Source organism: Erwinia sp. HR93 (assembly GCF_034555055.1).
In the GTDB taxonomy this organism is placed as follows: Bacteria; Pseudomonadota; Gammaproteobacteria; order Enterobacterales; family Enterobacteriaceae; genus Apirhabdus; species Apirhabdus apintestini.
Genome location: NZ_JAXUDP010000001.1, coordinates 2,957,118 through 2,979,669, shown reverse-complemented (window position 1 = coordinate 2,979,669; position 22,552 = coordinate 2,957,118). Strand labels below are relative to the sequence as shown.

19 protein-coding genes and 2 pseudogenes are annotated in these 22,552 nt (G+C 54.6%); 10 read left to right on the top strand and 11 right to left on the bottom strand.

From position 1 onward, the window contains the following. The first annotated feature begins 56 nt into the window (after positions 1 to 56). Positions 57 to 1,355 (top strand): sulfurtransferase, encoded by a 1,299-nt coding sequence (locus tag SFA31_RS13955; protein WP_322839376.1) that lies wholly within the window; start codon positions 57 to 59, stop codon positions 1,353 to 1,355. A gap of 401 nt (positions 1,356 to 1,756) precedes the next feature. On the opposite strand, the gene SFA31_RS13950 is transcribed toward SFA31_RS13955, so the two are convergent. The 3 genes from SFA31_RS13950 to SFA31_RS13940 all read right to left on the bottom strand — a co-directional run bounded on the left by SFA31_RS13950 (position 1,757) and on the right by SFA31_RS13940 (position 3,394). Next, entirely contained in the window at positions 1,757 to 2,092 is a 336-nt protein-coding gene (locus tag SFA31_RS13950) for a hypothetical protein (protein WP_322838520.1), read from the bottom strand. Positions 2,093 to 2,217: 125 nt separating this feature from the next. After that, positions 2,218 to 2,835: a CDP-alcohol phosphatidyltransferase family protein gene (locus SFA31_RS13945; RefSeq protein WP_322838519.1), complete on the bottom strand. Its 618-nt coding sequence runs from the start codon at positions 2,833 to 2,835 to the stop codon at positions 2,218 to 2,220. Continuing rightward, entirely contained in the window at positions 2,828 to 3,394 is a 567-nt protein-coding gene (locus tag SFA31_RS13940) for a carboxymuconolactone decarboxylase family protein (protein ID WP_322838518.1), read from the bottom strand. Before SFA31_RS13940 ends, SFA31_RS13945 begins: the two co-directional genes overlap by 8 nt. Before the next feature lie 78 nt (positions 3,395 to 3,472). Here SFA31_RS13940 and SFA31_RS13935 point away from each other — a divergent pair, with 78 nt between their 5' ends. Next, on the top strand, positions 3,473 to 3,874 hold the full coding sequence (locus SFA31_RS13935) for a pyrimidine (deoxy)nucleoside triphosphate diphosphatase (protein WP_322839375.1): 402 nt from the start codon (positions 3,473 to 3,475) through the stop codon (positions 3,872 to 3,874). A gap of 170 nt (positions 3,875 to 4,044) precedes the next feature. On the opposite strand, the gene SFA31_RS13930 is transcribed toward SFA31_RS13935, so the two are convergent. The 4 genes from SFA31_RS13930 to SFA31_RS13915 all read right to left on the bottom strand — a co-directional run bounded on the left by SFA31_RS13930 (position 4,045) and on the right by SFA31_RS13915 (position 8,177). Beyond that, on the bottom strand, positions 4,045 to 4,332 hold the full coding sequence (locus tag SFA31_RS13930; protein ID WP_322838517.1) for a DUF1496 domain-containing protein: 288 nt from the start codon (positions 4,330 to 4,332) through the stop codon (positions 4,045 to 4,047). 151 nt (positions 4,333 to 4,483) lie between these two features. Beyond that, positions 4,484 to 6,454: a DNA topoisomerase III gene (locus SFA31_RS13925; RefSeq protein WP_322838516.1), complete on the bottom strand. Its 1,971-nt coding sequence runs from the start codon at positions 6,452 to 6,454 to the stop codon at positions 4,484 to 4,486. 4 nt (positions 6,455 to 6,458) lie between these two features. Beyond that, positions 6,459 to 7,502: a selenide, water dikinase SelD gene (gene selD, locus SFA31_RS13920; protein WP_322838515.1), complete on the bottom strand. Its 1,044-nt coding sequence runs from the start codon at positions 7,500 to 7,502 to the stop codon at positions 6,459 to 6,461. Positions 7,503 to 7,625: 123 nt separating this feature from the next. Further along, positions 7,626 to 8,177, bottom strand: a complete 552-nt coding sequence (locus SFA31_RS13915; protein WP_322838514.1) for an NAD(P)H nitroreductase — start codon at positions 8,175 to 8,177, stop codon at positions 7,626 to 7,628. Positions 8,178 to 8,346: 169 nt separating this feature from the next. Between SFA31_RS13915 and sppA the strand changes: the two genes are divergently transcribed. From sppA to pncA, 3 genes are all read left to right on the top strand, one after another. After that, positions 8,347 to 10,200 carry a signal peptide peptidase SppA gene (sppA, locus tag SFA31_RS13910; protein ID WP_322838513.1) on the top strand — a complete coding sequence of 618 codons (1,854 nt, stop codon included), beginning with the start codon at positions 8,347 to 8,349 and terminating at the stop codon, positions 10,198 to 10,200. 241 nt (positions 10,201 to 10,441) lie between these two features. Then, a complete protein-coding gene (gene ansA, locus SFA31_RS13905) occupies positions 10,442 to 11,458 on the top strand; it encodes an asparaginase (RefSeq protein WP_322838512.1) in 1,017 nt (338 codons plus the stop codon). A 6-nt stretch (positions 11,459 to 11,464) separates the two neighbouring features. Then, positions 11,465 to 12,109: a bifunctional nicotinamidase/pyrazinamidase gene (gene pncA / locus SFA31_RS13900; protein WP_322838511.1), complete on the top strand. Its 645-nt coding sequence runs from the start codon at positions 11,465 to 11,467 to the stop codon at positions 12,107 to 12,109. A gap of 351 nt (positions 12,110 to 12,460) precedes the next feature. Here pncA and SFA31_RS13895 read toward each other — a convergent pair whose 3' ends face one another. Both SFA31_RS13895 and msrB read right to left on the bottom strand, forming a co-directional pair. Beyond that, positions 12,461 to 12,739 carry a YeaC family protein gene (locus tag SFA31_RS13895; protein ID WP_322838510.1) on the bottom strand — a complete coding sequence of 93 codons (279 nt, stop codon included), beginning with the start codon at positions 12,737 to 12,739 and terminating at the stop codon, positions 12,461 to 12,463. A 39-nt stretch (positions 12,740 to 12,778) separates the two neighbouring features. Further along, a complete protein-coding gene (msrB, locus tag SFA31_RS13890) occupies positions 12,779 to 13,195 on the bottom strand; it encodes a peptide-methionine (R)-S-oxide reductase MsrB (RefSeq protein WP_322838509.1) in 417 nt (138 codons plus the stop codon). 341 nt (positions 13,196 to 13,536) lie between these two features. Between msrB and gapA the strand changes: the two genes are divergently transcribed. Together gapA and SFA31_RS13880 are read left to right on the top strand one after the other, a co-directional pair. Continuing rightward, positions 13,537 to 14,532, top strand: coding sequence for a glyceraldehyde-3-phosphate dehydrogenase (gene gapA, locus SFA31_RS13885; protein ID WP_322838508.1), 996 nt, complete (start codon positions 13,537 to 13,539; stop codon positions 14,530 to 14,532). 124 nt (positions 14,533 to 14,656) lie between these two features. Further along, the gene (locus SFA31_RS13880; protein ID WP_322838507.1) at positions 14,657 to 15,544 is read left to right on the top strand and encodes a D-hexose-6-phosphate mutarotase; all 888 of its coding nucleotides are present in this window, start codon (positions 14,657 to 14,659) and stop codon (positions 15,542 to 15,544) included. 168 nt (positions 15,545 to 15,712) lie between these two features. Here the strand turns inward: SFA31_RS13880 and SFA31_RS13875 are convergent. Further along, positions 15,713 to 16,452, bottom strand: a pseudogene (locus SFA31_RS13875) (MipA/OmpV family protein). Positions 16,453 to 16,842: 390 nt separating this feature from the next. On the opposite strand from SFA31_RS13875, the gene yeaG reads away from it, so the two are divergent. Then, complete coding sequence (gene yeaG / locus SFA31_RS13870; protein WP_322838506.1) at positions 16,843 to 18,777, top strand: protein kinase YeaG; 1,935 nt, start codon at positions 16,843 to 16,845, stop codon at positions 18,775 to 18,777. A 78-nt stretch (positions 18,778 to 18,855) separates the two neighbouring features. Further along, entirely contained in the window at positions 18,856 to 20,139 is a 1,284-nt protein-coding gene (locus SFA31_RS13865; RefSeq protein ID WP_322838505.1) for a YeaH/YhbH family protein, read from the top strand. Between the two features lie 56 nt (positions 20,140 to 20,195). On the opposite strand, the pseudogene SFA31_RS13860 reads toward SFA31_RS13865, so the two are convergent. Further along, a pseudogene (locus tag SFA31_RS13860) lies at positions 20,196 to 21,019 on the bottom strand (AraC family transcriptional regulator). Positions 21,020 to 21,117: 98 nt separating this feature from the next. On the opposite strand from SFA31_RS13860, the gene SFA31_RS13855 reads away from it, so the two are divergent. Beyond that, a complete protein-coding gene (locus SFA31_RS13855) occupies positions 21,118 to 22,314 on the top strand; it encodes an MFS transporter (protein WP_322838504.1) in 1,197 nt (398 codons plus the stop codon). The last annotated feature ends 238 nt before the right edge of the window (positions 22,315 to 22,552 follow it).

Genomic DNA, 22,552 nt, shown 5'->3' with positions numbered 1-22,552 from the left:
TTTTTTCCTTTTAAGGCAGCTAAGATACGCACTCCTTTTTTATAACGGACCTGATGATGAAACGTGTTTCTCAATTGGCCGCATTTGCTCTGCTATTAGGGCTTGCTTCCTCAACGCCTGCCAGCGCCCAGACGCTATCAGGCCTCACCGTCGAACAATTGCACACACAGCGCGGCGTCGCCATTGATACCCGCCAAAGCGCATTTTATAACGGCTGGCCCCAGCGGCCCGGCGGCGCTCAGGGGCATGAGGCCGGCGCGCTGAATTTATCCGCTAGCTGGCTAAGCCGGATGGATGATAACGCGCTGCGCACCTGGGCTCAGCGCCATGCCATTACCCGCAGTACGCCGCTGGCACTTTATGGCGACAAGGCGGATACCTCCGCTATCGCCGGGCGCCTTGACGCCGCAGGATTTAGCTCACTCCATTTGCTCAGCGACGCCCTTACGCAGCCTCAGCGCCTGCAAAAATTAGCTCACGTCGAGCAAATGGTTTATACCGCCTGGATTTCAGCACTGCAAAAAGGCGAGCCCGTGGCGGGGAAACCGGCCGGTAACTGGAAAATCGCCGAAGTCGGCTGGGGCAAACCGAAGCTGTATCTGCTGGGCCATATTCCCGGCGCTGACTATATCGACACCAATGAGGTAGAGCAGGAGCCGCTCTGGAACACCGTCACGCCTGAGCAACTGCGGGCAATGCTGGCAAAACACGGTATTCGCCACGACACCACGGTGATCCTTTATGGTCGCCACGTATACGCCGCCGCGCGCGTAGCGCAAATTCTGCTCTATGCCGGGGTGCGCGATGTGCGCCTGCTGGACGGCGGCTGGCAAAGCTGGGCTGATGCGAATCTGCCGGTAGCGCGCGGATTTCCTCCGGAAATCACGCCCGCAGCAGATTTTGGTGCGCCCATACCTGCACAGCCTCAGTTCATGGTGGATACAGCGCAGGCGCGGCAATTGCTGCGCCGCAGCGATGCTTCTTTGGTCAGTATTCGCTCGTGGCCGGAGTTCATCGGCACCACCAGCGGTTACAGCTATATCAAACCCAAAGGCGACATCGCCGGTGCCCGCTGGGGACACGGCGGCAGCGACTCAACGCATATGGAAGATTTTCATAATCCAGACGGCACCATGGTGGCCGCTGACGATATTGCCGCGATGTGGAAACAGTGGAACATTGAACCTCATCAACGGGTCGCCTTTTACTGCGGCACCGGATGGCGGGCCGCAGAAACGTTTATGTATGCCCGTGCCATGGGCTGGCAGCATATCGCGCTGTACGACGGCGGCTGGTATGAATGGAGTAGCGATCCTAAAAATCCGATAGCCACCGGTGAGCGCTCCCCGGAATAAACGCATTAATATATCGGCATACGCCCGTGCGGTAGCGCGCTTTAAAAGTTGAATATTCAATGATTAGGGTGCGTTTTACCGCCCGGGCGTTTTTTGTCTTGGGGGTTAAATCGGGCCGATTACCGAGTGGCTGACAGGGCTTCTTCTCTTTACCGCGCAGGGCAGAGCGTGACCTTTAGGCCGACGGCTCAGGCGTGTCGCCGTGCGCCGTACAACGCGCATTCGCCAGCGCCAATCGCCGCCGCGCCCTTCTCACCTATTTTCTCTAGCCCGTAGCGCATTTGCCACCCTCAAAACCATAATGCGATAGACAGCTGCTATTCAGCATTCATCTCCCGCTGGACACGGCGTGACATCGTCGCCGGGTAATATTTCACAGCGCTGACGCGCGCCCGGGAGCATCAATCATTAACCGGTGCAAAATCATCAATGGACTCACCAAAGCTGTTCAGATAGGCGCGGTAGCGGACTTTTAACGCCCCGCCATCAGAAAACTCATAGGTGCCCAGACACTGCAGCCCATCCGAACCGCGCGTCTCAGTGACCTGATCGTAAATATTCGTCACCACAATTCCGGAGTGTTTCGTCTCCAGAATCGCATTGTAGGCTTTCATCAGATCCTGACGGATTTGAGGATGATTACATTCTATATCATTAAAATCTGTTGCCTGGGCGCTAAACGCTGCCGCATACCACAACAGTGTGGCCGCTATTCCGGCGCGCAATCTTGTATCCATACATTCTCCACACGGTCTATAAGCAGACTTATATCGTACTGGCTCCCATATAAACCTTCACCCGCTAACTCACGTTTTATTGATATCATCGCACTCGCCTGACGCCTTTATCCTGTAACGCCCTATCAGGCACGCAGCGCTTTTAATGTGCGATATCCGCCCCATATCCGATTCACTGTGGTTATCCAGCACAGCGCGCCAAAGCACCATGCCAGCAGCGGGAAGTACATGGGAAACAGGCAGCTTAGGACGAATAATAATAGCGTTTCACTCCCCTCAGTCAGCCCGCCCAAATAGTATAAGGATTTATGTCCATAGCCTGGGTTGGTTATTTTATGTTTTGCCGCCAGCGCGGCAAAGGCCAAAAAGCTGCTGCCGGTGCCAATAAACGAAAACAATAACCACGCGCCGGGCAGCGCATTCTGCTGCGGCGCAGCCAGAATAAAACCGAATGGCACCAGTCCGTAAAACACGAAATCTAGCGTGATATCTAAAAAACCTCCCGCATCGGATAACCCCCGCCGCCGCGCCAGCGCGCCGTCAAGACCATCAAACAAACGATTCAATAGTATTGCCAGCAGCGCAGGCAAATAGCCGCCCAGCGCGAGGGCCGGCAGCGATAGCGCTCCGATAATAAACCCCAGCATTGAAATTCTGTCCGGCGAGATGCCCGGACGGTCAAGCCAGACGGCCAGCCGGTTCAGCAGCGGTTTTACTGGCGGATGAAGATAACGATCAAGCACGCGGCGGCACCTCCGTTTGACATAAACCCTGTGCCGGGATATCCAGAGCAGCATTGTAGCGAGCTGAAAGATTCTGGAAAGCAATTAGCGCCGTCAGCTCGCAAATAGCCTCGGCAGAATAATAGCGCAACAGCGTTTCCTTTATCTCACCGTCGACAGCGGGCGGCGTAGCCGTCATGCCCTCAGCGTAGGCAAGCGCGGCGCGTTCGGCATTAGAGAACAGCGCTGATTCGCGCCAGTGCGCCACGGCTAACACTTTATCTATTGAGCCGCTTCGCTGCGCCAGGCGCAAACTGTTAGCATCAACGCAGAATGCGCAGCGGCATTGGCGGGAGACCTGCGTCATAATAAGCGCCCGCAGCTCGGGAGCCAGCCGCGCGCGGCGACGTTCCAGATAGCCAACAAACAGCGCAATCAACCAGAATAACCCCGGCGTTCGCCCCCACCAGCGCGTGGGATTGAGTACTTCGCCATAATGCTTTTTCTGCATTGCCGCGATAAGTTTCAGGCTGAAAGGGAGCCGCTTCAGTGGCGCAATCCACGGATGGTCATTCTGCATACGAGTTCCTGCAACGCTTTTCATAGAAAGATTCGGCGACGATAATAGGCCACAACAGGAGGATACGCATTGATGTTTATAAAAGAAAAGCTGGATGTCGTCGCCGCAATTATCGAACGTCAGGGGAAAATACTGCTTGCCAGGCGCCCAATGAGCGCCGATCAGCCCGGTAAATGGGAGTTTGCAGGCGGAAAACTCGAAGCAGGCGAAACTCAGCCGCAGGCTGTCACGCGCGAATTGCGTGAAGAACTGGCAATTCAGGCCCGCCCCGGTCGATTTATCGCTAGTCACTGCTGCAATATTGCCGGGCGTGAAGTGTGCCTGCACGCGTGGCACGTTACACATTTCACCGGCGAACCGACGGCCCGATTCCACGCTGCGCTACACTGGTGTACGCCAGAAGAGGCGCGGGATTTTGACCTCGCCCCCGCCGATGTTCCCTTACTGGAAGCGTTTATCGCCAGGCCGCCGCATCGGTAAAATGCGGCCCCGGCAGCGGGCAATTCGCGCTGGTTCAGCGCACTGCGCTATTTTTTGTTTTTCCCTCCGCGCTGGACAAATCTATGTCAACGCGCACCGTCACCCTGTAAACCGGCTTTTCTATCGCAAAACCGCGCTAAATAGCAAACGCATGGCGGCCTTAATGACCCTTAAGGCTGTTCGGTAAGGCGCTGCCACACCGGCGGTTTATTACCCACCACGCGATCGTCTTTCCGGCACTGTAAAAGCACGCCTTCCATTTTGATGACCGCACCTTCTGAATAATAGCGGTCCTGGTAGACGCAGCACTGAAGGCAAGAGGTCGCGTGACGCTGGGAAGGCGCAAAAGCCTCAGGCGGAACGTCAACGTCAATGCGCGGATGGACAATCTGCGTCGCCTGCGCGCCGGACAATGACAGCGCGCAAAGTGCCAGCGTTGTAAATACTGTTTTAATCATATCTAACTCTCCTAATAGCCATTCGCTATACCCACGTTCGGCATCGCACAGACCGTGCCTGGACACGCTCACCAACTGGCGCAACGCTGCAGACCTGGCCCCGCCTGGCGGTGCGATGGTACGGAAAAAGCCACGACCACCTACGTTGATATCACAAATTATCGGCCACGGCGCCGGTTAACTTAAGCGCGCTCTGCGGCTGCGCTTTTGCTTTACGCGGCCTTTTCTTCACGCCGCTTTTGCTGGCACCGTGCAAAGGCGCCGGCGCAATAAGCCCCCGGAACTGGCGTACCGGCGTATTACGCGCCTGGTGGATTAATTCATGCAGGGTTTGCACCAGCGGCTGCATAAAATCCTGATAGCGCTGCTGCCTTTCACTAATCTGCGTAAGCATCGACTCCCAGTGCGCGGTCATATCAGGCCGCCCGGCCATTTCTGGCAGCGCGTGGATCAAAGCGCGCCCGGCTTCGGTGGAGTGAATATAGCGCCCCTGCTTAATCAAAAAACCGCGCCGAAATAGCAGTTCAATGATCCCGGCACGCGTGGCTTCGGTTCCCAGTCCATCCGTGGCGCGTAGCACCTTTTTCAGCGACTTATCCTGGACAAAACGGGCAATCCCGGTCATGGCGGAAAGCAGCGTCGCATCCGTAAAATGACGTGGCGGCTGCGTCTGGCGCTCTACCACCTCGCCGCGCTCACACAGCAACGCATCGCCTCTTGCTACCACCGGTAACGCCGCGCCGTCATTCTCTTCATCGCGCTCCTTCGCCCCTAGTAGTGTGCGCCACCCGGCCTCGGCCAGAAAACGCGCTTTCGCTAAAAAGCGCCCACCGGCGATGAGCAGGTCGATGGTGCATTTACGGTAAACGGCGTCCGGGCAAAACTGCATTAAGTACTGGCGCGCAATAAGCAGATAAATATTGCGCTCATTTTCATTAAGCCGCACTGCGCTACTGCGCGCGGTCGGAATTATCGCATGATGCGCATCCACTTTTTTATCATCCCAGCAGCGATTGCGGCGCGCCGTGTCCACCGCCGGTTGGGGCAATAACTCCGGGGAGTGAACGCCAATGGCGTTAATCACCGCCTGGCGGCCGGCAAAATGTTCCTCGGGAAGATAGCGGCTGTCCGAACGAGGATAGGTAATGAGCTTGTGCGTTTCATAAAGTTTTTGGCAGATATCAAGCACATTCTGCGCGCTTAACCCGTAGCGTTTCGCGGCCTCAATCTGCAGGCTGGATAATGAAAACGGCAGCGGCGCGACTTCAGTTTCCCGCTTATCGTTATACGCAGTCACCTGGGCAGGCTGGCCGCTGATGCGCGCAACTACATGGTCAGCCAAAGAGCGGTGCAGCAAGCGCCCTTCCTCATCCTGATAAGGCTCACAGGCATCGCTGGGCTGCCACAGCGCGGTGAAGCGCTCTCCGGCGGGCGTGATGATGTGCGCCTTTACTTCGAAATAATCCCGAGGCACGAAGTCGGCAATCTCTTCATCGCGACGTACCACCAGTCCAAGGACCGGCGTCTGGACGCGCCCTACTGATAATACGCCCTGATAGCCGGCATTGCGGCCTAAAAGCGTCCACGCGCGGGTCATGTTAATACCGTACAGCCAGTCGGCGCGCGCGCGCGCCAGCGCCGAAACGCACAGCGGGATGAATTCGGTATTATCCCGCAGCTTTGCAATCGCTCGTTCAACCGCCTGCGGGTTAAGGTCGTTAATCAGGCAGCGTTTAACCTGACGCCGTTTTTCCGGCACCAGCGCCAGATAATCCAGCACTTCATCCACTAACAGTTGCCCTTCGCGATCCGGGTCACCCGCGTGTACTATCTCACCGGCTTCGCCGAGCAATTTTTTAATGACATTAAGCTGTTTAGCGACCGATGCTTTCGGCTGTAAACGCCATTTTTCCGGCACCACCGGCAGGTCAGCCAGGTTCCAGCGAGCGTAGCGTGGGTCATAGGCATCCGGCTGCGCCTGCTCCAGCAAATGCCCGACGCACCAGGTGACGACCTGGCCTCCTCCGCATTCAATATAGCCATCGGCGCGTCGATGAGGCTTTGGGAGTACATCGGCGATCGCGCGCCCCAGACTGGGTTTTTCGGCGATAAAAAGGCGCATTGCGTCAGCGGATCTCAATCATAGGCTGCCCGGCGCGCGCTTCGCGCAGTTTACCGACCAGGGTCAGCGTCAGCCCCAGTTTCTCCGCTTCGCTAAGCACCCGGGCTTCACCTTCAGGCGCAATGGCCAGCAGTAGCCCTCCGGATGTTTGCGGATCGCAGAGTAAGTCGCGCCAGGCGTCCGGCATCTCCCCCATAAGATGGCCGTAGCTGGCAAAATTACGCCCGGTTCCGCCAGGCACGCAGCCCTGTGCGATGTACTCTTCCACGCCCGGCAGTTTCGGCACACTGGCATAATCAATCACCGCCTGCACGCCGGCGCCCTGGCACATTTCACTCAGATGCCCTAATAAGCCGAAACCGGTAACATCAGTCATCGCCAGTACACCATCCAGCGCTGCAAGCGCCGCGCCGGCCTTGTTCATTTGGCACATCGTTCGCGTTGCAATACCCACATGCTCAGGTTTCAGACGCGACTTTTTCCCGGCGGTAGTGAGCACGCCGATGCCCAGCGGTTTGGTCAGATAAAGCTTACATCCCGCGCGGGCGGTGCTGTTTTTCTTAATATGCGCGGTGGGCACAATACCGGTGACCGCCAGCCCGAAGATAGGCTCCGGCGCATCAATCGAATGGCCGCCCGCCAGCGCTATTCCTGCCTCCTGGCAGGCGGCGCGTCCGCCTTCCACCACCTGGCGCGCGATTTCCGGCGCCAGTTTATCCACCGGCCAGCCGAGGATAGCAATCGCCATAATTGGCCGCCCCCCCATCGCATAAATATCGCTTATTGCATTGGTTGCCGCGATGCGCCCAAAATCAAAGGGATCGTCGACAATCGGCATAAAGAAATCCGTCGTGCTAATGACACTGGTGCCGTTACCCAGATCGTAAACCGCCGCATCATCGCGCGTTTCATTCCCCACAAGGAGGTGAGGATCGAAGAATTTTTCCTGCTCACTGTGCAGGATTGTCTCCAAAACCTGCGGGGAAATTTTACAGCCGCAGCCAGCGCCGTGGCTGTACTGGGTCAGGCGGATTGAGGGATCGCTCATGGAAATTCTCCTGTCATTAGCAACGGCCCTTATGGTAGCGCCAGAATGACGGCGTAGTAAGTGCGGCTATCCGATTTCAGATGCTTTTGCTTATAAAGCGGACAGCCGCCTGCGGGAGAAGCGTTAAAAGCGGCGGATGAAGGGGGTCATGTCCGGCACGCTTACCGTGGTCGAGGCTTTAAGCTGCGGCGTACCGAGATACAGAAATCCCACGATTTTATCCTGTTCGCGGCAGTCAAATCCCGCGCGCACCTGAGGATCGTCGGTCCATATTCCCGAGCGCCAGATACCGTTAAACCCCTGGGCCGCCGCCGCCATTTGCATCGCCATTACGGCACAGCCCGCGCTTAGTTCCTGCTCCCAAATGGGCACTTTGTGGTGCGTTTCACAGTGCGCCACCACCGTAATGATGAGCGGTGCACGAAATGGTGCGGTACGCGCTTTCTCCTGCGCCTTTTCATCCAGATTTCTCGCCTGGGCGGCCTGCTGCAGCAGCGCACTAAACCGGGCCAGCCCGTCACCTTCAATAAGGAAAAAGCGCCAGGGCTGCAGTGTGCCGTGATCCGGCGCACGCATGCCGGCCCGTAAAATATTCTCCAGCGCTTCGCCCGTCGGCGCGGGCTCCGCAAGGCGAGAAGCGCTGCGGCGATTAATCAGTAGTTCCAGTGCATCCATCTGTTAACCCCTGTTGAACAAAATATTTTCAAAATTAACACAGCGCGGGATTTTGTTACAGCCTCGCAGGCGATTCCTGCTGACAATCCCGCGCGGTGTATTTAGGATATCAGGATCCTGCCCGTCAGCTCCTGCGGCTGCGGCAATCCCTTCAGGCAATGGAGAAAACATGCGCACTATTTGGCGAGCAATCGCCGGCTTTTTTAAGTGGAGCTGGCGTCTGCTGAATTTTATCAGGGAGTTTGTACTCAACCTGTTTTTGATTTTTTTAGTTTTGGTTGGCGTCGGCATTTGGGCGCAGTTCAGCAATAACCAGAGCGAACCAGAGGCGCACGGGGCGCTTTTATTGAATATTACCGGCGTAGTGGTAGATAAGCCTGCGGTGAGCAATAAGCTGAGTATCGTTGGGCGCCAGCTATTCGGGGCAAGCTCCGATCCGCTACAGGAGAATTCGCTGTTTGATATCGTCGATGCAATCCGTCAGGCAAAAAGCGATAACAATATTACCGGCATCGTACTGGATTTAAAAAACTTTGCCGGTGCCGATCAGCCTTCAATGCGCTATATCGGCAAGGCGCTGCAAGAGTTTCGCGACAGCGGCAAGCCGGTCTATGCCAGCGGCGATAATTACAGTCAGGGCCAGTACTACCTGGCCAGTTTCGCTAATAAAATCTGGCTGTCGCCGCAGGGGAGCGTCGATTTACACGGTTTTGCGACTAACGGCCTGTACTACAAATCCCTGCTCGATAAATTAAAAGTCTCTACGCATATTTTCCGCGTCGGCACCTATAAGTCGGCGGTTGAGCCCTACCTGCGGGACAATATGTCCGATGCCGCTCGTGAAGCAGATAGCCGCTGGGTAGGCGAGCTGTGGCAAAACTACCTGGACACCGTTGCTGCCAACCGACGTATTACCGCTCAGCAGGTTTTCCCTGGCGCACAGGGGCTGCTGGCGGGACTCACGCGTACCGGCGGCGATACCGCGCAATACGCGCTGGAGAATAAGCTGGTGGATGAACTGGCGAGCGCCGCAGACGTGGACCAGGCGCTCATCAAAAAATTCGGCTGGAATGAAAAAGAGAAAGATTATCGCGCCGTGAGTTTATACGACTATACGGTGAAAAAGCCGGCCTCGAAGGGCGATACTATTGCCGTTATTTTCGCCAGCGGCGCCATTATGGACGGCGAAGAAACGTCAGGCAATGTGGGCGGTGACACCACCGCGGCGCAAATCCGTAAAGCCCGGCTGGATAACAGCGTGAAAGCGATTGTACTGCGGGTGAATAGCCCCGGCGGCAGCGTCAGCGCATCGGAGACTATCCGCGAAGAGCTGGCAGCGGCCCGCGCGGCCGGTAAGCCTATTGTGGTATCGATGGGCGGAATGGCAGCGTCTGGCGGCTACTGGATTTCCACTCCGGCAAGCTACATTATGGCCAGCCCAACCACGCTCACCGGCTCTATCGGCATTTTCGGTATTATTAATACGCTGGAAAACTCACTGGACAGCGTTGGTGTGCACACGGACGGCGTTTCTACCTCGCCGCTGGCAGACGTTAGTTTGACAAAAGCGCTGCCGCAGGAAGTGCAACAAATGATGCAGCTTAGTATCGAAAACGGCTACCAGCGTTTTATCAAACTGGTGGCAGACGCGCGCCATAAAACCCCGCAGCAAATCGATGAGATTGCGCAGGGCCACGTCTGGACCGGTCAGGATGCCAAAAATAATGGTCTGGTAGATAGCCTGGGCGATTTTGACGACGCGCTGAAAAAAGCGGCAGAGCTGGCAAAACTGAAAAGCTGGCACCGGGATTTTTATCAAGAAGACCCTGGCGTGCTGGACCTGCTGTTTAGCAATCTGAACGCTTCGGTTAGCGCTATGCTGCCGCAGGCTATTCGCGTATGGCTGCCTGCCCCGGTAGCGCAAACCGCCGAAGCGCTGAAGGCTGAAAACGAAAAGCTTTCCGTGCTGAATGACCCTCGCCATCGCTACGCGCTGTGTTTACGCTGCGCTAACGTACGCTAAATTACCGTTGCCCGCCAGGGCGATGGCATGCATATAAAAAAACGCCCGCCCGTCGGGCGTTTTTTATGTCGGTTATTTATTGGAAATATTATGGCGCGGGCAGAACGCAGCAATTTAGCATCGTGCGTAACGTATAACTGCGATAGCTGAATCCTCTTTTAGATAACTTTCCCCGCTATGGCTGCCGGGATATCTGGAAATAGGTATACTGCGCGCTTTAATTGCAGCCCAGAGTGAACTCATGAAGAAATCTATTTACGTCGCTTATACGGGCGGCACTATCGGTATGCAGCGTTCAGAACAGGGATATATTCCCGTTTCCGGACATCTCCAGCGTCAGCTTGCCCTGATGCCGGAGTTTCATCGCCCGGAAATGCCGGCATTTACTATCCATGAATATCAGCCGTTAATGGATTCTTCAGATATGACGCCCGATGACTGGCAGCATATTGCCGATGATATTCAGGCTCACTATGACGACTATGACGGTTTCGTTATTCTTCACGGCACGGATACCATGGCATTCACCGCTTCCGCACTCTCTTTTATGCTGGAAAACCTTGGCAAACCGGTAATCGTGACCGGGTCACAAATTCCGCTGGCTGAACTGCGCTCCGATGGACAGACAAATTTGCTGAATGCGCTGTATGTTGCGGCAAATCATCCCATAAATGAAGTGACGCTATTTTTTAATAACCGCCTGTATCGCGGGAATCGGACCACAAAAGCACACGCCGACGGTTTTGACGCTTTTGCATCGCCTAATTTGCCGGTGCTTCTTGAAGCCGGTATTCACATTCGTCGCCTGGCGACGCCCGCCGCGCCGACTGGCACCGGCCAGCTTATTGTGCATCGGATCACCCCACAGCCTATCGGCGTGGTGACGCTTTATCCGGGGATTTCCGCCGATGTAGTGCGAAATTTTTTACGCCAGCCGGTGCGCGCATTAATTTTACGTTCTTACGGCGTTGGCAATGCGCCCCAGCACGCGGAATTTTTAGAGGAACTACGGGCGGCCAGCGCGCGCGGCATCGTGGTTATCAATCTGACGCAGTGTATTTCCGGGCGCGTGAATATGGGGGGCTATGCCACTGGAAACGCGCTGGCGCATGCAGGCGTGGTCGGCGGCGCTGACATGACGGTGGAAGCCGCATTAACAAAGCTCCATTATTTATTAAGCCAGTCGCTGGATGCTCCGACAATCCGCGCGGCGATGGCACAAAATTTACGCGGCGAATTGAGCGTTGATGAGGAATAGCACGACATGACACACGATGAGGCGCTTTTACTGGTCGATCTGCAAAACGATTTTTGCGATGGCGGCGCGCTGGCGGTTCCCGACGCCGACTCGGCGATAGGCGTCGCCGGTCAATTAATGGCGCGCTGCCAGCATCAAGGTATCCCCGTGGTGGCTAGCCTCGACTGGCATCCTGTGCAACACGGCAGTTTCGCCAGCGTTCAGGGTGCTACCCCCTTTACCGAAGGCAAGCTTGATGGATTACCGCAAACCTGGTGGCCCGATCACTGCGTGCAGGGAACGCCCGGCGCCCGGCTACATTCAGCTTTACAGCAATCCTTAATTGCCGCGACCTTCCCCAAAGGCGAAGATCCGAATATTGATAGTTACAGCGCTTTTTTCGACAACGGCCATCGGCAGGAAACTGCGCTGCACGGCTGGCTGCAGCAGCATGCTATCCGGCATCTTACGGTGACAGGCCTCGCCACCGACTATTGCGTAAAATATACCGTGCTCGACGCCCTGCGCCTGGGCTATCAGGTTACGGTTATTCCCGAAGGCTGCCGGGGGGTTAATCTTGCCCCGCAGGATAGTAAACTGGCGTTTGAGGAGATGGAAAGCGCCGGTGCGCACCTGCTTGCCCTGCACGCATGGCTTAATAAGTACGACTGAATTATCGCCGGACTTTACCGGTGAGCGCATAAACATGGCCGGCATCGGAAAGCGTATTTGCACCAGAACTCCGGCACAGCAAAAACGATTCCTCTTATGCGGAAACAGCCCTGATGCCGGGCCCAAAAAGCGCTAACGCCGCTATTTTTAAGGCCATATGCCTGTCTATGCCTTCAGGTCAGTATTCAAATCCCGCCCGGCGCCCGCAGTGGGCGCCGGTTTTTGCACTGACGCCGCCGGATGCTCAGAGGCATCATATTTTATAACAAACGATAGTGACATTTATCGCGCATCCCGGTCAGTTTTGCGTCCGCGCGTCAACGTGTTTTCCTATTCTTTTACCTGCGCGCGTTATTCAACTTTTATACGCGCAATGGACCCCGGCGAAACGCCCAGCTCCTCCTGAAGTTCGCGTTTGCTTTTCATTACAATTTGGCCATCGGTATCAATGGTCATATGCTGCGGCGCACGGTTATGTTTTGCCTGCCACAGCATCACAAGCTGAAGCGTATTTGCTTTTTGCTCTGCGGTAAGCGCCACGCCGTCTGGCCATTTACCCAATTCTACCGCAGTGGAAAGACGCTGATAGACTTCCGGCGTCATCTGCCCAAGGATGTCATCCAGTTCCATAGTAAATCCTTATGTAAAATCGCTTGCTGAATCGATTTTTCAGCCTATAATTTTAGTATCGGAAGCGGGGTCATCAAAACTCAGCGATACAGAGTTAACGCAGTAGCGTTCCCCGCCCGGCTTAGGGCCATCCGGAAACACGTGGCCAAGATGCGCATCGCAGCGCCGACAGCGGATCTCAACGCGCGACATACCGTGCGATGAGTCTTCCAGATAGCGAATTGCCTCCGGGTTTACGGGCGCATAAAAACTGGGCCAGCCGCAGCCAGAGTCATATTTAGTAATAGATGAAAACAGCGGTGCATCGCATACCAGGCAATGATAAATACCATCGCGTTTGTTATTGAGCAATCGGCCGCTGAACGGCGGTTCGGTTCCCCGCTGTTGCGTAACATAATATTGTAATTCGGACAGCTCGCGCTTGCCGTCGCCTGTAGGGTGATGATTATCGTTCATTAACGGAGCTCCGGGTTAACGAAGGTCTGAAGTTAAGCCCAAATTCTAACAAAACATTAACAGCACGACGCAAACTTTTGTTCTAAACTCGTGCGTTAACGGCGGACCCGGTTTTGTTTGTGACCCTGCTCACACTTTGCCAGTCCGGATTTTGAAAAGCCCCGCACCGCCCCCATATGGAGAGGCAGCAGAAAGGAAAAGTGCAGGCAAAATCATGGCGTAAGGGCGGATTTACGGATTGATTTGTCGCAATGATTGACACGATTCCGCTTGACGCTGCGCAAGGTTTTTGTAATTTTACATCCAACCTTTTATTCACTAACAAATAGCTGGTGGAATATATGACTATCAAAGTAGGTATCAACGGTTTTGGCCGTATCGGTCGCATTGTTTTCCGTGCTGCTCAGAAACGTTCTGACATTGAGATTGTTGCAATCAACGATCTGTTAGACGCTGACTACATGGCTTACATGCTGAAGTATGACTCCACCCACGGCCGCTTCGATGGCACCGTTGAAGTGAAAGACGGTCATTTAGTTGTAAACGGTAAAAAAATCCGTGTTACCGCTGAACGCGATCCGGCTAATCTGAAGTGGAACGAAGTAGGCGTTGACGTTGTTGCTGAAGCAACCGGTCTGTTCCTGACTGACGAAACCGCACGTAAGCACATCACCGCCGGCGCGAAGAAAGTCGTGATGACCGGCCCGTCTAAAGACAATACGCCGATGTTTGTTAAAGGCGCAAACTTTGACAAATATGAAGGCCAGGACATCGTGTCTAACGCCTCCTGCACTACTAACTGCCTGGCTCCGCTGGCGAAAGTTATCAACGACAACTTCGGTATCATCGAAGGTCTGATGACTACCGTTCACGCGACCACTGCTACCCAGAAAACCGTTGATGGCCCGTCTCACAAAGACTGGCGCGGCGGCCGTGGCGCGGCTCAGAACATCATTCCGTCATCTACCGGTGCGGCCAAAGCCGTTGGTAAAGTACTGCCGGAACTGAACGGTAAACTGACCGGTATGGCATTCCGCGTTCCTACGCCGAACGTTTCCGTTGTTGACCTGACCGTTCGTCTGGAAAAAGCAGCGTCTTACGAAGAAATCAAGAAAGCAATCAAAGCAGCCTCTGAAGGCGTAATGAAAGGCGTTCTGGGTTATACCGAAGACGACGTTGTTTCTACCGATTTCAACGGCGAAGTTTGCACTTCCGTGTTCGATGCTAAAGCCGGTATCGCACTGAACGACAACTTTGTGAAACTGGTTTCCTGGTACGACAACGAAACTGGCTACTCAAATAAAGTTCTGGATCTGATTGCCCACATCTCTAAATAAGAGACTACGCGCTCAGAGCAATAAAAGGTGACTTCGGTCACCTTTTTTTTTAGCTGCAAACAGATACGCTCAACCCGCGTACCTTCATCCTAAAATGTTGCTTTATTGACAGAGGAATGTGTCTATGATTTCCCGGATTTTTAATCAGCCCATTGATGAAGCGCTGTCATCTGCCCTCTCAATACGCCGCCTTGATGATTTAGATGTGGTGGTGGTTGACCACTCGGCTGTTCGCGCCAGTATCGCTTTGCAAGGCGCACACCTGCTTTCCTGGCAGCCCGCCGGGGAAGACGACGTTTTGTGGCTAAGTGCCCAAACGCCTTTTGCTCACGGAAAAGCGATTCGCGGGGGCGTGCCGATTTGCTGGCCGTGGTTTGGCCCGGCGCAGCAGGCAGACCTTCCTGCCCACGGTTTCGCGCGTAATCTCCCCTGGCAACTCAGCGCTCATCAGCAGGACGAGGACGGCGTAGTGCTCACCTTCGAACTGCAGTCCAGCGATGAAACGCGCCGCATGTGGCCTCACGATTTTACGCTGTATGCCCGCTTCAGGCTGGGGAAACGCTGTGAAATCGAGCTGGAAGCCCACGGAGAGTTTGAAACGACCGCCGCGCTTCACAGCTACTTTCAGGTAGGGGATATTAATACAGTGAAAGTCAGCGGATTAGGCGCGCGCTATCTGGATAAAGTCGCCGGAGGCGAAGGCCAACTCGACAACGGTATACAAACTTTCCCCGATCGTACTGACAGAGTGTATTTATCTCCTGAAGACTGTAGCCTGCTTCAGGATTCCACGCTGCAGCGCACGCTGGAAATCACCCACCATTATCATACTAACGTGGTCGGCTGGAATCCTGGGCCCGCACTTTCTGTGAGCATGGCAGACGTTCCCGATGATGGATACCGGCATTTTGTTTGCGTTGAAACTGCGGCCGTCACCGTGCCGCAAACGGCAAAAGAATCCAGCCCGTCGCGGCTTGGCGTCACGCTGCGCGTGCTGCATAGGCCGCGTTAATCACGCCTGCGGCTTTAACGTTAAGCACCTATGTGGCACTGACTATTTTGTGTGCTATGCGCTTATGGCCTGAGCCCCTTTTCTTCAATGGATGCCTGATCGTAATAAAATACAAAGGGGCCATATGGCCCCTTCAGGAAACGGTTATATCGCCGCTGGCGATAACCATCAGAAACTGTAATTTACGCCGGTTAACAGCACGCCGGTCCACGTTCTGTCGACCATCGGGCTGTCTTTTACTTCGTCTCCCAGGCGGATGTAGCGCCCCATTCCGTAAATGCTCCAGCTTTTGTCAAGCTTGTAGTTTACGGAGAGTTCTACGTAGGGGTTCCAGTCGCTGTCTGCTTTATAGCGATCCATACCGCTGCGCGCCGCTTCATGACCGCTGACGCCGTAATAGTATCGGTTCTGGTTTTCACTGCTCCAGACCGCACCAATCCCTGGGGTGATAGTCAAACCGCCCGCAGAATAGCTATAGAGCCAGCCCAAGTCCCAAATGACGCCGTTGCTTTCTCCCAGTACATCACCGCCCAGCGCGGTTCGCAGAAAGCCATACTGTGTGAAGTGCGCGTAGGAAAGCCCCGCCATCATCGTGGAGCGCCGATAGTCCAGGCGACGCATCGCGTGGTCGCCGCTATCTTTAGGCCGCATATGCAGCGGGTTGTACCAGGCGGTAACCGCAAGCTTATCGGTCTTATCATTCCAGAGATAGTAACCGGCGCTAAACCCGCGGAAATAGAAATCTTTCCCCTCATAGCCTACAACCGGCACCGGCGAGGTTTTCGTATTAATGCCACGATAAGGGTAGTTTTCCATATACGCCGCCGCGCCCAGCTCCCTTCGGCATATGCGGTATTGACCGCAGCCGCAGCCACTGCCGCCAGTGCGAGAAGTTTGAATTTGGTCACAATATACTCAATCCTTTTATTAAAAATAATTACCTATAAGAGCGTTACCGAATGTCCCACTCTTTCACCATTTTACATAGTTTAATTACGGAATCCTGCACTTAATATGGCAACGCCCGGCCATTTTGTCTGTCTTTTTCATCGCCAGCGACTTTATCGGAACGCTGAGTATTTGATATTTCTCTGTTCCCGACTTGCAGCGACATGCAAGTTTTATAAATACATCTACGCTTAACCATAAGACGCAATGAAACTCTGTACGCGCTGGCGCTACTAATAACAACACGCTAAGCCTGCGCGGCGTACGCACAAAATTGTCTTCCGGGAGCCTCAACAATACCTATGAACGGCTCTTACTCCCTGTGCTAAAAAATGAAAGGATGGCATACCATGAATATATTCGATCACTATCGCCAGCGCTACGAAGCTGCCAAGGACGAAGAGTTCACACTGCAGGAATTTCTTGCCGTTTGCCGGCAGGATCGCAGTGCCTATGCCAACGCCGCCGAGCGGTTATTGATGGCCATCGGCGCGCCGGAAATGGTCGATACCGCCCAGGAACCGCGCCTATCACGTCTATTTTCAAACCGGGTTGTTGCCCGCTATCCCGCATTTAAAGAATTTTACGGCATGGAAGACGCCATTGAACAAATCGTCTCTTATCTAAAACACGCCGCGCAGGGTCTGGAAGAGAAAAAACAAATTCTATACCTGTTAGGCCCGGTGGGCGGCGGTAAATCATCTCTTGCCGAGCGGCTTAAAGCGCTGATGCAAAAGGTCCCTATTTATGTACTCAGCGCCAACGGCGAGCGCAGCCCGGTGAACGATCATCCCCTGTGCCTGTTTAACCCTCAGGAGGATGCGCAGATTCTGGAGCAGGAATATGGCATTCCGCGCCGCTACTTAGGGACTATCATGTCGCCCTGGGCGGCGAAGCGCCTGCACGAATTCGGCGGCGATATTACCAAATTCAGCGTAGTTAAAGTTTGGCCGTCGATCCTGGAGCAAATCGCCATCGCCAAAACCGAACCCGGCGATGAAAACAACCAGGATATCTCCGCGCTGGTCGGGAAAGTGGATATTCGTAAACTGGAAAACCATGCCCAGAACGATCCGGATGCTTATGGTTACTCAGGCGCTCTGTGCCGGGCTAACCAGGGCATTATGGAATTCGTCGAAATGTTTAAAGCACCGATTAAGGTGCTGCATCCGCTGCTGACAGCCACTCAGGAAGGTAACTACAACGGCACCGAAGGCATCTCCGCGCTGCCGTTCAACGGGATTATTCTGGCGCACTCCAACGAATCCGAATGGGTGCAATTCCGCAATAATAAAAATAATGAGGCCTTTCTCGATCGCGTCTATATTGTCAAAGTGCCTTACTGCCTGCGTATTTCCGAAGAAATGCACATCTATGAGAAGCTGCTCGATCACAGCGAGCTGACGCATGCCTCATGCGCCCCCGGCACGCTGGAAACGCTGGCGCGTTTCTCTATTCTCTCGCGTTTGAAAGACCCGGAAAACTCAAGCATTTATTCCAAAATGCGCGTTTATGACGGCGAAAGCCTGAAAGATACCGATCCGAAAGCGAAGTCGTATCAAGAATACCGTGACTACGCCGGCGTAGATGAAGGCATGAACGGCCTGTCGACCCGCTTTGCGTTCAAAATATTGTCCCGGGTGTTTAACTTCGATCACACCGAGGTGGCGGCAAACCCGGTGCATCTCTTCTTCGTGCTTGAGCAACAAATTGAACGGGAACAGTTTCCTCAGGAGCAGGCTGAGCGCTATCTCGAACACCTGAAAGGTTATCTTATCCCGAAATACGCTGAGTTTATTGGGAAAGAGATCCAAACGGCTTATCTCGAATCCTATTCAGAATACGGGCAAAACATCTTTGACCGCTATGTCACTTATGCAGATTTCTGGATTCAGGATCAGGAATATCGCGATCCGGATACCGGCCAGCTTTTCGACCGGGAAGCGCTCAACGCAGAGCTGGAAAAAATTGAAAAACCTGCCGGTATTAGCAACCCGAAAGATTTTCGTAATGAAATCGTTAATTTCGTTTTGCGCGCCCGGGCAAATAATAATGGCCGCAATCCCAACTGGACTAGCTACGAAAAACTTCGCACCGTTATTGAGAAGAAAATGTTCTCGAATACGGAAGAGCTGCTGCCAGTGATTTCGTTTAACGCGAAAACCTCTACCGATGAGCAGAAAAAGCACGACGATTTTGTCGATCGTATGATGGAAAAAGGCTATACCCGCAAGCAGGTGCGGCTACTGTGCGAATGGTATCTCCGCGTGCGTAAATCATCATAACCATCACCCAATATGGCCACCGGTCGCGCGCAGGCGCGACCCTGTTCCGGGACACGACTGCAGCAGTCAGGGGGAATTATGACCTGGTTTATCGACAGGCGCCTGAACGGCAAAAATAAGAGCGCGGTCAATCGTCAGCGCTTTTTACGACGCTATAAAGCACAAATTAAACAGTCTATCTCCGGCGCTATTAATAAACGCTCGGTGACCGACATTGACAGCGGCGAATCTGTCTCTATTCCACATGGTGATATCAGTGAGCCTATTTTCCATCAGGGACACGGCGGAATGCGCCATCGCGTACATCCGGGCAACGATCATTTCGTCCAGAACGATCGGGTAGAGCGCCCGCAGGGGGGCGGGGGCGGTTCCGGCAGCGGCCAGGGGCAGGCCAGCCAGGATGGCGAAGGTCAGGATGAGTTTGTGTTTCAGATTTCCAAAGACGAATATCTGGATCTGCTGTTTGAAGATTTGGCCCTGCCCAATCTGCAAAAAAATCAGCAGCGGCAGCTAGTGGAGTTTAAAACCCATCGCTCCGGTTTTACCTCAAACGGCGTGCCGGCCAATATTAGCGTGGTGCGCTCTTTACAAAATTCGCTGGCGCGCAGAACGGCAATGACCGCGGCGCGGCGCCGTGAATTACGTGAACTGGAAGCAAACCTGGAGCAGCTTGCCCGCAGCGAACCGGCCCAGCTTCTGGAAGAAGAGCGCCTGCGCAAAGAGATAAACGACCTGCGCGAGCGCATCGCCCGGGTTCCGTTTATCGATACCTTTGACCTGCGCTACAAAAACTATGAAAAACGCCCTGAACCTTCCAGCCAGGCGGTAATGTTTTGTTTAATGGACGTCTCTGGCTCGATGGATCAGGCGACAAAAGAGATGGCCAAAAGGTTTTATATTCTGCTCTATCTGTTCCTGAGTCGGACGTATAAAAATGTGGATGTGGTGTATATCCGCCACCATACCCAGGCCAAAGAAGTAGATGAACATGAGTTCTTCTATTCTCAGGAAACCGGCGGCACCATCGTCTCCAGCGCGTTAAAACTGATGGATGAAGTGATTACGGCACGCTATAACCCCGCACAGTGGAATATTTATGCGGCCCAGGCGTCCGACGGGGATAACTGGGCCGATGACTCCCCGCTGTGCCACGATATTCTGGCGAAAAAGATCCTGCCGGTAGTGCGCTATTATAGCTACATCGAAATTACCCGGCGCGCGCATCAAACCCTGTGGCGAGAGTATGAACATTTGCAGTCATCTTTCGATAACTTCGCCATCCAGCATATTCGCGAGCAGGAGGATATCTACCCCGTATTTCGCGAATTGTTTCGCACCCAGGTGCACGAATCGGCGCGTTAAACGCGCTATTTTCCCGGTGAGGCGCGCTCGCCGGGGTTTTCAGGCCTCTTACTTTTTTAATTACCCGGGCTGGCGGCGATATGACAGAATGATATTTCTGACGTCAATGCTTCCAGATAGCGCCCCGGCGTTACGCCCAGCCCATTTTTAAACATGGTGATAAAGGCCGTGGTGGAATCATAGCCGAGTTCCTGCGCAACCTGCTGTACCGCTCGCCCTTCAATAAGGCGCCGTAATGCCAAAATTAACAGAAGCTGATGTCGCCATTGCCTAAAGTTTAACCCGGTTTCACGAATAATCAGCCGCGACAGGCTGCGTTCGCTCATGGCCAGCCTTGCCGCCCACTGCGCTAATGTGCGCCGGTTTTCCGGCTCGTGCGCCATCCCGGCGACAATAATCTGGATTTTGGGATGCCCGGAGACCGGCAGGTGCAAATGTTCGGCGGGCTGCTGCGGGAGTTCGTCAAACAGTACCTGCACCAGACGCCGGGTTTTCGGTTCCGCCAGCTTCGCAATACCCCGCTCGGCCAGCGATAAAATGAGTTCTCTCACCAGCGGCGAAACGCGCAGCGTACAGCAGCGCGTTGGCATGGCCAGTGCCCCTGGCGCGATAAATAAAAAGCAAATCTGCGCGTTGGCGGTTACCCGGTTCATATGCGCATCCCGCCCGGGATCCACACCGCATGCTGGGGCGGTACTATCCACATAGCGCCCTCTACTTCGCAGGTAACGCCGCCGTGCAAAGCCAGAATAAGCTGCCCTTTACGATGCTGATGGCGCGCAACCTCGCTGCCGAATGCCTGCATCTGAATATGAAATGCCACGGCGGGATTGTCACCGCTATCGGGATCGTAACCCTCCAGCGCCAAATCATTATGCATAAAATTGTCCGAATTCAGCTATAGACTGTCATTTTAGCTTATTTCTCCTATCCAGGCTGCGCGCTATCCTACTTGCTCTGACAGGAGATAGCGTATTTATGAATAAACAGGCTGTAACGCGCGCGCCGTCGCGCGGATTAATGTTGTTGGGTATTTTGGCCATCGCCACGGTATTACGCGTCACATTTACCAGTATTGCGCCTTTGCTCGACGATATACGCACCGTCTTCCAACTAAGCACCGCGCAGACCGGTTTCCTGACCACGCTTCCGCTGCTGGCGTTCGCCGTTGTTTCGCCCCTCGCCGCCCGGCTGGCTCGCGGCCTCGGTATTGAGCGCAGCTTACTCGTGGCGCTAATCGCCGTAGGCATCGGTATTGGTCTGCGTTCGGCCGGTACGGAAAATATGCTATGGCTGGGAACGCTGATCATTGGCTGCGGCATCGCGCTGGGTAATGTTCTGCTGCCCGCATTGATTAAGCGCGACTTTGCCGATCGGGTCGCACGAATTACCGGCGCCTATTCATTAACCATGGGCATCGCTGCAGCAATCGGCTCCGCGCTGATGGTGCCCGTTGCGGCTCACGGTGGCTGGCAGCAGGCTCTGCTGGTACTGCTGTTTTTTCCGCTTGCTGCGCTACTGCTATGGCTGCCCCAGGTACGCCGACACATTCCGGCAGGCGTCGCTTCAGCAAACCTGGCCCAGGGGCGAGGTCTGTGGCGCTCTTCCCTCGCATGGCAGGTTACGCTATTTTTAGGGCTAAATTCGCTGGTTTACTATGTGGTTATCGGCTGGCTGCCGTCTATTTTGGTCAGTAATGGGTTTAGCCCGGAGCACGCGGGCTCGCTTCATGGTTTATTGCAGCTAGCAACTGCGGCACCGGGGCTATTTATTGGCGTTGTGCTGGCGCGTTTAAACGATCAGCGCGCAATTGCCGCCGCGACGGCCTTATTGAGCGCAATCAGTATGCTGGGCCTTTGGCTTGCTCCAGCCCTGGCCCCGGTGTGGGTTACGCTGTTCGGCTTCGGGGCCGGCGCCACGATGATTCTGGGTCTGACGTTTATTGGCCTGCGGGCCAGTTCCGCGCATCAGGCCGCCGCGCTATCGGGAATGGCGCAAAGTATCGGCTATCTGTTAGCAGCCTTTGGCCCGCCGTTGATAGGCAAGCTGCATGATATCTCCGGCCACTGGAGCATACCGCTTGGCACTATCGTGCTATTTTCGCTGGTGATGGCCGGGTTTGGCGTGGGGGCCGGGCGCAATCGTGAAATTGACACTATTAAGCATCGCCCCTGAGCGCATTTTTTTTGGCGGTGCATCACGCCGCCACCGTTCTTCCCGCGGTATAAATACGCCCGCATCTTCTTAAGCCTGCTCCCGCCGTCGCGACTATTTCCCCTCCGCCTGCCGCGCCCTGAGGTTCTCTGCTCATTCGCATCATGGCACGATCCGACTGGCCGCTACGGCGCTCCTCACAAATTAAAATTGAACGCGTTATACTGCTATGCATCGGCGAAGCAACCGCACGCGCAAG